Genomic DNA, 13,914 nt, shown 5'->3' with positions numbered 1-13,914 from the left:
AGCGTGTGGTCGCGTGCCGTGCCGCATCACGATAGTGGGGAGACCCGTGGTTCCGGCGCAGTACGGCCGTCTGGGCGCATCCGATCCCGTTGCGAAGTCATCGGCGGCGGCACTTGCGATGCGATGAGCACACCCGCCGGTATTAGAGTGACGCTTGCGCTTTTCCCGGGGGCTTCGGTGCGGCTGACCGCCACGGTTCGTGTGCTCGTCGAGGGGATCGTCTCCGTGATCACCGAGGCTTATGCGCCGTACGGATGGTTCGAGACGCAGGTGCGCGACAATCGCCGAGCGCACGCTGGTCACGGACCTGATCTTCTCGGCGGATTTGGACTGATGCGAGTGGGGCGTGGCCGGTCGTCCGGGCTCGCATCGGCCGGCGGGCGATGACCATCGTGCCGGCTTTTCGTCCATGATGGCCCGAGCGGGCAGTGCCTGGAGCGACGTTGCAACGGAACGCGGGCTGCCTCGATGCCAATAGGTTCACTGACGCTTTGCCAGGGGGAAATCTCATGAAGATGCACCGACAAGCGGCACGTATGGCCGCCGTATGGCTGCTGACCGGCGCGGTGAGCGCATCGGCGTCACAGGTCGTGTGGGAAACGCTGTTCGATCCGGTGTTCGCCCCCGGTATCGATATTCCCGATCCGCTTTTCCTGTCACTGATGGGATATCCATCGCGATCGATGCGGTTGAGTCCGGCCAGCGGCGGTGATTTCTATTCGTTCGCCATCGACACGGCCGGACACGCCACGCTCGCGCGACATGCCGCATCGGATGATGCGGTGGTGTGGAGCCGCAGCGTCGGCCTTCAGCACAGCATCCGCCCGGACGCGGAACTTCTGGCGGGCGGTTCGTCCGGCGGCGGCGCCTGGCTGACGCACGGCGGTGCGACGCGGTTCTCCGCCGATGGCCATCTGCTGTGGTCGCGTGCGATTCCCGCTGGGCTTGCCTGGCCGACCTACGTTCGCGCCTTCGACAATGGCGATCTCGCGCTGGCTCAGGTTCGCTACGACGTCCCGGCTTCCGTGACGAAGGGCGTGATCATGCGGGCGGACGGCCAGACCGGCGCGATACGCGCGCAGCGCGAGCTGGAGCAGGCCGAGGCGGACTGCCGTGCGGTGCCGATCGGGACTGATGCCTCCGACCATCTCTACGTGTCGATGCTGTGCGGCATCGGCTCGGCGAACGGGTTCCAGCGTCTCGTCAGATTGGCGCCGGATCTATCGGTGCTCTGGAACATCGGGCTGCCGGCGAATGCCCTGGACGCGCCGGGATACGAGCAGGGCGTGGTCACCGGGGATGGCGTCTACTTCGCGAATAGTTCGGCCGCATCGCCCGGCCTGAGCAAGTTCGACGCCGCCGACGGCCATCCGCTGTGGTCCGTACCGGGGAACTGGTCGTCGCTGCGGATCGCCGGCGACTGTGTGCTGGGCGTGCGCGATGCCGACGAGGGGCCTGCGATGCGATGCCTCGATCCGGCGACCGGACAGATGCGCTGGTCGCGCACGCTCGATGCCCGATACGCGTTGATCGAGACCACAGCCGACGTCGCCATCCTGGCCGGCGTGGACGCGTCCGGCGCGTCCGGTTTCGCCGACCGCATCGACCTTGCGAGCGGCGCGTCGATCTGGCATGCCGTCTTGGCGGCATCGACCGCCGGCCGGGTCTTCCATCCTCGCGATCTGCTCGTGTCGGGCGATGTCGTGCGCGTGGCCGGCGCCGATTGTCTGCCGCTGATCGCGTGCGTCAACGGCATCGCACGCATTCAGGCCGCCAGCGGTCAGACGCTGGGCGTCAGCTATCCGCCGGTGCCGCAGACGGCAACCGTGGACGCAGCGGTGGACGCGCAATCGCTGCTGGTCGCCTCGATTGAGAACGTCCAGGACATGCAGCAGATTCGCGTCAAGCGGATCGATCCGGCCGGATCGATGCTGCTCGAGCGCGTGCTGCCGGTCCCGGCAGGGTCCGCACCGTTCGATTCCGCCAAGGTCCTGCGCCTTGCTGGCGGTGATTTCGCCGCGATGCTGCACAGCGCCGCTTCGCGCCAGATGCAGGTGGTGCAGTACGACGCAAGTGGGCAGCCGCGCTGGCAGCAGTCGTTCTGGGGCGCACTGGCAGCCGCGAACACGCTCGAGCTGGCCGAGGACGGCGCAGGCAACGTCGTCGTTTCCAACGTGGAGGACACCGGCTGGCCGGGGCTCTATCGGCGCTGGGTCAGGAAGCTCGACGCGGGCTCCGGGCAGGTCTGGCAGCTTCCGCTGGAGATGTCGGCGCGTTACGCCAGTCCGGTCGGCTTCTGGCCGGTCGGCGACGATCTCCTCGTCACGGGAGAACCGCAGGGCGCGACGCAGCGTCAGGGCCCGCGCCGCCATGCGGGGGCGGACGGCTCGGTGCTCTGGTCCAATCCGTCGCTGGCCCGCAGCGACAGCTGGTTGCTGGCGCAGCACGAAGACGAAGGGTATCTGGCCACGCTCGATCGCGAAGTCGTCGCCTTCTCGCTGACCGACGGCAGCTTGCGCTGGCGCTACGTGTCGAGCGATCCGAACGTGGATTTCCGCTCGGCGCGGGTCGGAAGCGACGGCGACCTGTACGTCGGCGGTGCGGGAATCGCCGATGAGGACGGCAGGGGAGCGCTGGTGCGGCTGGACCGGCACTCCGGCGCCGAGCGCTGGATCGTGCGCCTGGACGAGTCCTCGACGCGTGCGCTCGCGCTGCCCGTGGAGGTGGTCGCCGCCGACGCCGGCGTCGTCGACGTCGTGCAGGCCTCGGCATCGCGACGGTTCGTGTCGCGCTTCGATGCCGCAGACGGCCGCTTCATCGAAGGCACGATGCTGTCCACGCAGCCGGAGGTCGACGAAGCGGTCGCGGACGACGATGCGCGGATCGCCCGGCGGCTGCCCGACGGAAGCCTGCTCGCCTACGGCCTGGTCCATCGCCCCGGCGAGAGCCGGCGCCCCTGGGTCGGCCGGCTCGTCGCACCGGCGCAGGGCCTGCGCGGCGACCTGTCGATGGCGTTGTCGCTTGCACCGTCCGTGACGTCCGGAGCCTCGACGCTCGATCTGAGCGCCGAGCTTCGCCATGCCGGCGAGCAGAGCGTCCAGGCCACGGCGTTCGTCCGGTTCAGTCACGCGACCAGCGTGCCCGGTTTCACCGAGGTCTCGATCGAGACGGCGCCGAGCTGCGTCGTGACCGGTATCGGTTCGTGCCAGGCGATTCCGACGCCCACCGGCATCCGTCTGCAGCTGGATCTGGCGCCGGGCGCCGTGGCGAGCCTGACCGCGTCGCTGCGTGCACCGCTGCTGCCGGCGACGCGCTTCGTCGCTGAGGCCTATGCGCCGTACGGTTTCTTCGAGGCTGACCTGCGCAACAACGCCGCCGTGGCGTGGTGGGTCACCGACCGCTACTTCGCCGACGATTTCGAATGAGCCGGCCCGGCTGACGTGAGCGATGCGGTCTTCCGTCATGCGACGGAGGACCGCTCGACGGTCTCAGCGCGCGACCATCTTGCGATGCGCGTGGATCGACATCAGCACGCCGAAGCCGGCCAGCAGCGAGACCGCCGAGGTGCCGCCGTAGCTCATCAGCGGCAGCGGCACGCCGACCACCGGCAGCATGCCGCTGATCATGCCGCCGTTGACGATCACGTAGACGCAGAACGACAGGCTGATCGCGCCGGCCAGCAGGCGCGAGTAGGTGTCCTTGGCATTGGCCGCGATCCACAGGCTGCGGCCGATGATGAACAGGTACAGCGCCAGCAGCAGCGCGACGCCGACCAGGCCGAACTCCTCGGAGTACAGCGAGAACACGAAATCGGTGGTGTGCTCGGGCAGGAAGTCGAGCTGGGACTGCGTGCCGCGGTGCCAGCCCTTGCCCCAGACGCCGCCGGAGCCGACCGCGATCTTGGACTGGATGATGTGCCAGCCCAGGCCGAGCGGATCGGAATCGGGGTCGAGCAGCATGCGCACGCGGTTGCGCTGGTACTCGTGCATGAACATCCAGGCGACCGGCGCGGCCGCGGCCACGCTGCCGCCGATCAGGCCGATCCGCCACCACGACAGGCCGGCGAGGAAGATGCCGAACAGGCCACTGGCGACGATCAGCAGCGCGGTGCCGAGGTCGGGCTGCTCGGCGATCAGGCCGGCCGGAACGGCGATCAGCGCGGCCGCGACCGCCAGCGTGGTCCAGTCCGGCGGCAGCGGCCGGCGGTTCAGATACCAGGCCATCATCATCGGCATCGTCAGCTTGAGCAGCTCGGACGGCTGGAAGCGTACGAACTTCAGATCGAGCCAGCGGTGCGCGCCGCGACCCTCGCCGAGCAGGGCGACCAGCACCAGCAGCGCGATGCTGCCGGCGTACATCCACGGCGTCCAGTTGCGCAGCGTGCTCGGCGGGATGCGCGAGATCAGCAGCATCAACGCGCCGCCGAGCGCGAAGCGCACGGTCTGGTTGACGACCAGGTGCGGGTCGGCGCTGTACAGCGTCGCCAGTCCGATCGCGCCGAGCAGCGCGATCGCGCCGAGCAGCGGATAGTCCAGTCGCGGCCGGTGCATCAGCCGCCACAGCCAGCGGTGGGCGGCCTGGCGCAGGGCGGCGATCATGGGGCGGCCGCTCCGCTCGGCTGGACCGGCGTGGCCGCGGTGGCGAACCAGGCGTCGAGCACGCGCCGCGCCAGCGGCGCCGCGTCGCCCGAGCCGCTGGCCGCGAACTCGAGCACCAGGCCGAGCGCGATGCGCGGTTCCTCGACCGGCGCGTAGGCGACGAACAGGGCCTTGTACTTCTGCCGCGCATCGAGCGCCGAGAGCGCCTGTTCGTTGGACTCGGTGCGCGAGAAGCGCTGTGCGGTACCGGTCTTGCCGGCGATGCGGTAGGGCGCGTCCTCGCCGATCCGGCGTGCGGTGCCGGACGGTCCGTTGACGACCGCGACCATGCCCTGCTCGACGAGCGCCCAGTTGGCCGGATCGCGGATCAGCGAAGCGGCGGCCGGCGGCTGCTCGACCTCGACGACCGGCGCGTTGAAGCCGTCCTGCACGGCCTTGAGCAGATGCGGCCGGCGCGCGACGCCGCGCGCGGCGAGCGTCGCGGTCGCGTGGGCGAGCTGGATCGGCGTCGTCGTCCAGTAGCCCTGGCCGATGCCGGCGATCACGGTCTCGCCGGGGAACCACGGCTGGCTCTGCGCGCCGCGCTTCCACTCGCGCGAGGGCAGGATGCCGCGGCCTTCGCCGGCGAGGTCGATGCCGGTCGGCGCACCGAAGCCGAACTGGCCGAGGTACTGCGACATGCGGTCGATGCCGAGGTCGAGCGCGAGCGAGTAGAAATACGTGTTGACCGACTGCGCGAGCGCCTCGACGACGTCGACGCGGCCGTGGCCGCCGGAGCGCCAGTCGCGGTACGCGCGCGGCTGGCCGGGAATGTGGAACTCGCCGCTCGAGAACACCGTGTCGCCGCGCTTGCGCACGCCGAGCTCGAGCCCGGCCAGCGCCATGAACGGCTTGATCGTCGAGCCCGGCTCGAACGTGCCGATCAGCGCGCGGTTGAACAGCGGACGGTCCGGCGCGTTCAGCAGCAGCTGGTAGTCGGTGCGGCTGATGCCGTTGACGAAGAGGTTCGGGTCGAAACCGGGCACGCTGACCAGGGCCAGCACTTCGCCGTTGCGCGGATCGATCGCGACCAGGGCGCCGGTCGCGCCGGCGAAGGCCTCCTCGGCGGCGCGCTGCAGGCGCGCGTCGATGCTGAGATAGAGGTTCTTGCCGGGGGTCGGCGGCGTGCGCTCCAGCGTGCGCAGCGGCCGCCGGTTGGCGTTGACCTCGACCAGGTCGTAGCCGGGCTCGCCGTGCAGCAGATCCTCGTAGTAGCGCTCGATGCCGGTCTTGCCGATGTGCGTGGTGCCGTCGTAGCGTGCGGCGTCGACGCGTGCGAGGTCATCGGCGTCGAGCCGGCCGACGTAGCCGATGACGTGGCCGAAGTCCTTGCCGAGCGGGTAGGAGCGCGTCAGGTACGGCACCACGTCCACGCCCGGGAAGCGCCAGCGCTCGACCGAGAAGCGCGCGATCTCCTCCTCGGCCAGCTTCATGCGCAGCGGCACGCTCATGTACGAGCGGCGCGACTTGCGCAGCGTGTTGAAGCGCTGGATGTCCTCCTGGTCGAGCGCGACCACCTGGCCGAGCTCTTCGAGCATGGCCGGCATGTCGGCGACGCGCTCGGGGACCACCTCGAGCCGGAACGCGGCGACGTTCTCGGCCAGCAGCACGCCGTTGCGGTCGTAGATCAGGCCGCGCGACGGCGCGATGTGGCGCATCGAGATGCGGTTGGAATCGGCGCGCGCGCTGTAGTCGTCGTGGCGCAGCACCTGCAGCCAGTAGAAGCGCGCGCCGAGGCCGAGGATGCCGAACAGCGCCAGCGCGAACGCAACGACCGCGCGCCGGCGGAACAACTCGCCTTCGTGGCGATTGTCCTTCATCGGTTTGTGCGCGCGCTTCATGCCTCGCGTCCGCGCAGCCGCGCTCTCAGGTCGTCGAGCAGTATGAACACGAACGGCCACAGCGCCGCACCGACCGGCGGCGACAGCCAGAACGCGGCCGGCGGCATCGCGTCGCCGGAGAAGCCGCGCACCATCATCACGACGATGCGATCGTTGAGCAGCAGCGCGAACACCGCCAGCGTCTGCTGCCAGACCGGGAAGAAGCGCAGCCGCGCGCGGAAGCGCAGCACGATGAACGCCAGCACCGTCAGCCGCAGCGCATGCTCGCCGAGCAGCTGGCCGGCCAGCACGTCGCCGGCGAGGCCGAGCAGGAACGCGAAGCCGAGACCGACCCGGTCCGGCGTCTCGATCGCCCAGTAGATCAGCACCAGCGCCAGCCAGTACGGCTTGACCTGCAGCAGCGGCGCCGGCAGCGGCATCAGCTGCAGCAGCATCGCCAGCAGCACGGTGCCGGCGAACAGCCACGATTGCGCGCGCAGCCGGTTCACGGCGTCGGCTCCGGCTGCGCCGGCTCGGACGACGCGGCGTCCGCGCCGGGCGGGGCCGAAGCGTCGACCTGCGGCTGCACCGGGCCATAGGGTTGCGGCAAGTCGTGCAGCAGCAGGACCTCGCTGCTGCGGCTGATCGCGGCAGCCGGCGTCGCCAGCGCGGTCGCGAACATGCCGGTGTCGTCGTTGCGCACGTCGCGGATCTCGCCGACCGGGAAGCCGGCCGGGAAGCGTCCGCCGAGGCCGGAGCTGATCAGCTTGTCGCCGATCTTGACGTCGGCGCTGGTCGGGATGTTCGACAGTTCCAGCAGATCGCGCGCGTCCTTGTCGCCGTAGGCGATCGTGCGCAGGCCGGTGCGTTCGATCGTGACCGGGATCGCGTGGTTCGGATCGGTCAGCAGCATCACGACCGCGGTATTGGGCAGCACCTCGACGACCTGGCCCATGATGCCGGAGGCGTCGATCACCGGCTGGCCGACGCTGACGCCCTGCTGCGCGCCGCGGTTGATGACGATGCGGCGCCGCGCCGGATCGATGTCGATGTCGAGCAGGCTCGCCATCTGCACCGACAGACCCAGGCTCTTCTGCGCCTCGAGCAGATCCTGCAGGCGCTCGTTCTGCGCGGCCAGCGCGCCGGCGCGGTTGAGGCGCGCCTGCGCCAGCAGCAGCGCCTCGCGCAGCTCGCGGTTCTCGGCGGCCAGCGCGCTCTGCGAGGCCACGGCGGTGCGCGTCGCGCGCGCCGCGTCAGCGGGCAGGGCGGCCAGGCGGTACAGCGGCTCGATCAGCAGGCTGGCATGGCCGCGCACGGCCTCGAGGTAGTGGCCGCGATGGTCGAGAATCATCAGCACGGCCGCGGCGGCCAGATAGACGATCAGCCGCAACGTGCTCGCCGCGCCCGCGGAGAACAAGGTCGCGTTGTCGCCGGGTGCAAGAGCCATCGAATGTCCGGGTCGCCGATTCCAGGCCGGAGCCATGCTGTGTCGATGCGGCCGCCGCCGGGCCGCTGCCGCCGCGCCCGGTCACGGGCGCGGCGGATGCCGGATCACTCCGACGCGAAGAAGTCGCCGCCGTGCTGGTCGACCATTTCCAGCGCGCGGCCGCCGCCGCGCGCCACGCAGGTCAGCGGATCGTCGGCGACGAACACGTGCAGGCCGGTCTCCTCGGAGATCAGGCGGTCCAGGTCGCGCAGCAGCGCGCCGCCGCCGGTCAGCACGATGCCGCGTTCGGCGACGTCCGAGCACAATTCCGGCGGCGTCTGCTCGAGCGCGCTCTTGACCGCGCTGACGATGCCGGCCAGCGGCTCGTGCAGCGCTTCGAGGATCTCGTTGGAGTTGATCGTGAACATGCGCGGCACGCCCTCGGCGAGGTTGCGACCGGACACCTCGATCTCGCGCACTTCGGACTGCGGGTAGGCGCAGCCCACTTCCATCTTGATGCGCTCGGCGGTCGCCTCGCCGATCAGCGTGCCGTGGTTGCGGCGCACGTAGTTGATGATCGCCTCGTCGAAGCGGTCGCCGCCGATGCGCACCGACTGCGCGTAGACGATGCCGTTGAGCGAGATCACCGCCACCTCCGAGGTGCCGCCGCCGATGTCCAGCACCATCGAGCCGCGCGCCTCGCCGACCGGAATGCCGGCACCGATCGCCGCGGCCATCGGTTCCTCGACCAGGAACACGTCGCGCGCGCCGGCGCTCTCGGCCGATTCCTTGATCGCGCGGCGCTCGACCTGGGTCGAGCCGCACGGCACGCAGACCAGCACGCGCGGGCTCGGCCGGAACATCCGCGACTTGTGCGCGCGCTTGATGAACTGCTTGAGCATCTCCTCGGTCATCGAGAAGTCGGCGATGACGCCATCCTTGAGCGGACGCACCGTGACGATGTTGCCGGGCGTGCGGCCGAGCATGCGCTTGGCCTCGGCACCGACGGCCGCGACGCTGCGCGGTCCGCCCGGTCCGCGATCCTGACGGATCGCCACCACCGAAGGCTCGTCGAGGACGATGCCCTGGCCGCGTACGTAGATCAGCGTGTTGGCGGTGCCGAGGTCGATCGACAGATCGTTGGAAAACATGCCACGAACGCGTTTGAACATTGAAAGCTGCCGGCAGGAAGAGGGGCGGAAAAGCGGAGCAGTCTAGACAGTCCCCCCGGTGCAGGCAAGGAGCGGCCGCGTTAATAAAGCCTTGTGGGGCCAAGGTTTACGTGAGCGGACCGGGAGACGAGGCGCGCTTCGCTGCTCTGCAATATGTTAAGGTTTCGCCAATCCCGCGAGTCGCCCCGGCCATGTCCTTCGACGCCGATCACCTGCGGCGTTGCGCCCGGCTGGCCCGCCTGGCGCTCGCCGACGACGAAATCGCTCCGCTCCAGCGCGAGATCGCGCGCATGCTCGACCTCGTCGGCGAGCTGCGGCACGCCGTGCTCGACGCGGCCGAGCCGATGGCGCATCCGCTCGGTCTGACGCTGGCGCCGCGTGCCGATGCGGTGACCGAGCGCGACGCGCACGAGGCCCTGCTCGCGCTCGCCGCCGAGACGCGACTCGGCCTGTACCTGGTGCCGAAGGTCATCGAATGAGCGATCCGCTCGACGAGGGCCTGCGCGCCTGCGCCGAGGCGCTGCGCGAGAACCGCACGGATGCCGACGCGCTGGCCGGCGAGGCGCGTCGGCGCGCCGCGGCGCGCGACGACCTCAATGCGTTCGTCAGCCTCGATACGCGCGTGCCGGCGCGCAGCGCGCACGCCTCGCCGCTGGCCGGCGTCCCGTTCGCGCAGAAGGACAATTTCTGCACTGCGGGACTGCGCACCACCTGCGCTTCGCGCATGCTCGACGGCTTCGTGCCGCCGTACGAATCGGCGGTCGGCGAACGGCTGCAGGCGGCCGGCGCGGTGTCGATCGGCAAGACCAATCTCGACGAGTTCGCGATGGGCTCGTCGAACGAGACCAGCCACTACGGCCCGGTCCGCAATCCCTGGGATCCCACGCGCGTGCCGGGCGGCTCTTCGGGCGGTTCGGCCGCAGCGGTCGCCGCCGGCATCGTGCCGTTCGCGACCGGCAGCGATACCGGCGGCTCGGTGCGCCAGCCGGCCGCGTTCTGCGGCGTGACCGGCCTCAAGCCGACCTACGGGCGCGTCTCGCGCTGGGGTCTGATCGCCTATGCGTCGAGCCTGGACTGCCCCGGCGTGCTCGCGCGCAGCGCCGAGGACTGCGCCTGCGTGCTCGGCGCGATCGCCGGCCACGATCCGCGCGACGCCACGAGCGCCGCACGGCCGGCCGAGGACTACCTCGCCGCGCTCGACGCGCCGCTGGCCGGCCTGCGCATCGGCGTCGCGCGGCCGTACTTCGGCGCCGGCGTCGAGGCCGGCGTCGGTGCCGCGGTGCAGGCCGCGCTGGCCGAATACGAGCGGCTCGGTGCGCGTCTGGTCGAGATCGACCTGCCGCATGCGCATCTGGCGATTCCGGCCTACTACGTGATCGCACCGGCCGAGGCCTCGAGCAATCTGGCGCGCTACGACGGCGTGCGCTTCGGCCATCGCTGCGCGCATCCGCGCAGCCTCGAAGACCTCTACACGCGCAGCCGCGCCGAAGGTTTCGGCGCCGAGGTGCGGCGGCGCATCCTGATCGGCACGTTCGCATTGTCGGCGGGCTACTACGACGCGTACTACCTCAGCGCGCAGAAGGCACGCCGCCTGATCGCCGGCGATTTCGACGCGGCATTCGCGCAGGTCGACCTGATCGCCGGTCCCACCGCGCCGACGACCGCGTTCGCGCTCGGCGAGAAGAGCGCCGATCCGCTGGCGATGGCGGCGGCCGACGTCAACACGGTCGCGGTCAACCTGGCCGGCCTGCCGGCGCTGTCGATACCGGCCGGCCTGCACGCGGGGCTGCCGGTCGGTCTGCAGCTGATCGCGCCGGCGTTCGCCGAGGCGCGCCTGCTGGCCGCCGCGCATCGCTTCCAGCAGGCCACCGACTGGCACCGGCGCCGTCCCGGAGGCCGGCCGTGAGCTGGCAGGCGGTCATCGGCCTGGAAATCCATGCGCAGCTGGCCACGCGCAGCAAGCTGTTCTCGGGGGCGTCGGCGGCCTACGGCGCCGAGCCGAACACGCAGGCCGCGGCGATCGACGTCGGCCTGCCCGGCACGCTGCCGAGCGTCAACGCCGAGGCGGTCCGGCTGGCGGTCACGCTGGGCCTGGCGATCGGCGCCCGGATTGCGCCGGTCTCGGTGTTCGCGCGCAAGAACTACTTCTATCCGGACCTGCCCAAGGGCTACCAGATCAGCCAGTACGAGCGGCCGGTGGTCGCCGACGGCAGCCTGGCGGTGCGGCTGGACGACGATCGCGTGATCGAGGTGCGCATCGAGCGCGCGCACCTGGAGGAGGACGCCGGCAAGTCGCTGCACGATGCGTTCTCGGCGCAGACCGGCATCGACCTCAACCGCGCCGGCGTGCCGCTGCTGGAGATCGTCTCGGCACCGGTCATGCACTCGCCGGCCGAGGCGGTCGCCTATCTGCGCGCGATGCACCGGCTGGTGCGCTGGCTCGGCATCTGCGACGGCAACATGCAGGAAGGCTCGTTCCGCTGCGACGCCAACGTGTCGGTGCGGCGTTCGCCGCAGGCGCCGCTCGGCACGCGCACCGAGATCAAGAACGTCAACTCGTTCCGTTTCGTCGAGAAGGCGATCGCCTACGAGATCGAGCGGCAGATCCGCGTGCTCGAAAGCGGCGGGGCCGTCGTCCAGGAGACCCGTCTGTACGACGCGGCCCAGGATCGCACGCGCTCGATGCGCAGCAAGGAATCGGCCGACGACTACCGCTACTTTCCGGATCCGGACCTGCCGCCGCTGGCGATTGCGTCCGGTCTCGTCGAGTCGGTGCGCATGAGCCTGCCCGAACTGCCCGAGGCGCGGCGCCGCCGCTACGTCGAGACGCTCGGCCTGCCGGCGCAGGACGCCGACCAGCTCTGCGCCGACCGCGACACGTCCGACTACTTCGAGGCCGTGCTGGCCGTGCTGCCGGGCGAGGCCAAGCTCGGCGCGAACTGGGTGCTCGGCGAACTGGCCGCCGCGCTGAACACGCTCGGCCTGCCGATTGAACGCTCGCCGCTGGCGCCGGCCGCGCTGGCACTGCTGCTGCGCCGTCTGCGAGAAGGCGCGATCTCCGGCAAGCAGGCCAAGGACGTGTTCGGGGCGATGCTGGCCGGCGAGGGCGATGCCGATGCGGTGATCGCCGCGCGCGGCCTGGTCCAGATCAGCGACGAGGGCGCCCTGCTGGCGGCGATCGACCAGGTGATCGCCGCGCATCCGGCCCAGGCCGCGCAGGTCCGCGCCGGCCAGGACAAGGTGCTCGGCTTCCTGGTCGGCCAGGTCATGAAGGCGACCGGCGGCAAGGCCAACCCGCAGCGCCTCAACGCCTTGCTGCGCACGCGGCTCGACGGCAGCGGCGCCGACCTGCCGTCCGCGTCGTGAGCGCGACCGCATCGGCGCGCGGGCCGCGGAGCGGCACCGCGCGATCCAAGGCCCGCCGATCTGCGATCTTCAATCTGCGATAATCGCCGCTTTGCCCGCGGCTGCCGGCCGCCGGCTCCACTCTCGTCATCCGGGGAAGGACAACACCGTTCATGTCAGCTCTGATCTGCGGTTCGCTCGCGTACGACACCATCATGGTGTTCCAGGACCAGTTCAAGAACCACATCCTTCCTGACCAGGTGCACATCCTCAACGTGTCGTTCCTGGTTCCGAGGATGCGCCGCGAGTTCGGCGGCTGCGCCGGCAACATCGCCTACAACCTCAAGCTGCTCGGCGCCGATCCGCTGCCGATGGCGACCGTCGGTCAGGACTTCGCGCCGTATCGCACGCACTTCACGCAGTGCGGCATCGACCTGCGCTATGTCAAGACGCTCGACGACCTCTACACCGCGCAGGCGTTCATCACGACCGACCTGGACGACAACCAGATCACCGCGTTTCATCCGGGCGCGATGATGCGCTCGTACGAAAACCACGTGCGCGACGTGCCCGAGGCCACGTTCGGCATCGTCGCGCCGGACGGCCGCGAGGCGATGCTGCAGCATGCGCGCGAGTTCGCCGAGCGCGGCCTGCCCTTCATCTTCGATCCGGGCCAGGCGATGCCGCTGTTCAACGGCGAGGAGTTCCGCGCATTCATCGAGCAGGCGCAGTACGTCACCGTCAACGACTACGAATCGCAGCTGCTCGAGGTCAACACCGGCTGGACGCCGGCGCAGATCGCCGAGCGCGTCGAGGCCTACATCGTCACGCGCGGCCCGCGCGGCTCGCTGATCCACGCCGGCGGCAAGACCCACGAGATTCCGCCGGCGCACGAGCGCCGCGTATCCGATCCGACCGGCTGCGGCGACGCGTACCGGGCCGGCCTGATCCACGGCATCATGAACGGTATGGACTGGCCGACCGTCGGCCGCATGGCCTCGCTGATGGGCGCGCTCAAGGTCGAGCATCCCGGCACGCAGAACCAGCGCTTCACCTACGGCGAGTTCGCCGACCAGTTCCGCCAGCAGTTCGGCTACGCGCTGGATTGATCGGTCAACGGTTTCGGATTCTTTGCCGATCTGCCGGATCGTTTTCGATTTCTGCTCTGCTTCGGTTGTTGCGCTTGAGCGAATGAAGTCGCTTGATCTTGGGTTCTGGAACGGGCTTCTCGGCAACGTCTGAGCGGAAACAATTCAGATCAAAGGCTTCCGCTCGCTGCGCGAGCGGGTGACTTTGGCGGCCCACCATCCCTGGCGGCCGCCCTTCGGGCCGTCGCTGGTGCGACGTCAAGAATGTCTCCCGGACATTCTTTAGTCTTGTCAAAAGTCACCAAAACCGTCTGCGCTGACGCGAGCCGGCGCGGCTGCGCCGCGCCGGTTCCCTGCGCTTCTCGGTCGCCCAGGCACGCTGCCCCAACTCGCTGGCGCTCAGACACGGGGCAGCTCTTCGGCCTG

At 70.0% G+C, this 13,914-nt stretch carries 11 protein-coding genes; 6 read left to right on the top strand and 5 right to left on the bottom strand.

The genetic code is table 11. From position 1 onward, the window contains the following. The first annotated feature begins 123 nt into the window (after positions 1-123). Complete coding sequence (locus VMR06_RS02070) at positions 124-387, top strand: hypothetical protein (protein ID WP_325372483.1); 264 nt, start codon at positions 124-126, stop codon at positions 385-387. A gap of 122 nt (positions 388-509) precedes the next feature. Continuing rightward, complete coding sequence (locus VMR06_RS02065; protein ID WP_325372481.1) at positions 510-3,425, top strand: PQQ-binding-like beta-propeller repeat protein; 2,916 nt, start codon at positions 510-512, stop codon at positions 3,423-3,425. 63 nt (positions 3,426-3,488) lie between these two features. Here the strand turns inward: VMR06_RS02065 and rodA are convergent, their stop codons facing one another. From rodA to VMR06_RS02040, 5 genes are all read right to left on the bottom strand, one after another. After that, positions 3,489-4,598: a rod shape-determining protein RodA gene (rodA, locus tag VMR06_RS02060; protein WP_325372479.1), complete on the bottom strand. Its 1,110-nt coding sequence runs from the start codon at positions 4,596-4,598 to the stop codon at positions 3,489-3,491. Continuing rightward, a complete protein-coding gene (mrdA, locus tag VMR06_RS02055) occupies positions 4,595-6,478 on the bottom strand; it encodes a penicillin-binding protein 2 (RefSeq protein ID WP_325372477.1) in 1,884 nt (627 codons plus the stop codon). Before mrdA ends, rodA begins: the two co-directional genes overlap by 4 nt. Beyond that, entirely contained in the window at positions 6,475-6,966 is a 492-nt protein-coding gene (mreD, locus tag VMR06_RS02050) for a rod shape-determining protein MreD (RefSeq protein ID WP_325372475.1), read from the bottom strand. The genes mrdA and mreD overlap by 4 nt, the downstream gene beginning before the upstream one ends. After that, the gene (gene mreC, locus VMR06_RS02045) at positions 6,963-7,904 is read right to left on the bottom strand and encodes a rod shape-determining protein MreC (protein ID WP_325372473.1); all 942 of its coding nucleotides are present in this window, start codon (positions 7,902-7,904) and stop codon (positions 6,963-6,965) included. The genes mreD and mreC overlap by 4 nt, the downstream gene beginning before the upstream one ends. 104 nt (positions 7,905-8,008) lie before the next feature. Next, positions 8,009-9,055, bottom strand: coding sequence for a rod shape-determining protein (locus tag VMR06_RS02040; RefSeq protein WP_325372471.1), 1,047 nt, complete (start codon positions 9,053-9,055; stop codon positions 8,009-8,011). A gap of 191 nt (positions 9,056-9,246) precedes the next feature. Between VMR06_RS02040 and gatC the strand changes: the two genes are divergently transcribed. From gatC to VMR06_RS02020, 4 genes are all read left to right on the top strand, one after another. Beyond that, positions 9,247-9,534 carry an Asp-tRNA(Asn)/Glu-tRNA(Gln) amidotransferase subunit GatC gene (gatC, locus tag VMR06_RS02035; RefSeq protein WP_325372468.1) on the top strand — a complete coding sequence of 96 codons (288 nt, stop codon included), beginning with the start codon at positions 9,247-9,249 and terminating at the stop codon, positions 9,532-9,534. After that, on the top strand, positions 9,531-10,961 hold the full coding sequence (gatA, locus tag VMR06_RS02030; RefSeq protein WP_325372466.1) for an Asp-tRNA(Asn)/Glu-tRNA(Gln) amidotransferase subunit GatA: 1,431 nt from the start codon (positions 9,531-9,533) through the stop codon (positions 10,959-10,961). The genes gatC and gatA overlap by 4 nt, the downstream gene beginning before the upstream one ends. Further along, a complete protein-coding gene (gatB, locus tag VMR06_RS02025) occupies positions 10,958-12,421 on the top strand; it encodes an Asp-tRNA(Asn)/Glu-tRNA(Gln) amidotransferase subunit GatB (RefSeq protein ID WP_325372464.1) in 1,464 nt (487 codons plus the stop codon). The genes gatA and gatB overlap by 4 nt, the downstream gene beginning before the upstream one ends. A 152-nt stretch (positions 12,422-12,573) precedes the next feature. After that, complete coding sequence (locus VMR06_RS02020) at positions 12,574-13,509, top strand: carbohydrate kinase family protein (protein ID WP_325372462.1); 936 nt, start codon at positions 12,574-12,576, stop codon at positions 13,507-13,509. Positions 13,510-13,914: the final 405 nt, after the last annotated feature.

This window comes from Dokdonella sp. (assembly GCF_035511235.1).
Lineage (GTDB): Bacteria > Pseudomonadota > Gammaproteobacteria > Xanthomonadales > Rhodanobacteraceae > Dokdonella.
This window is presented reverse-complemented; position numbering and strand designations above follow the sequence as displayed.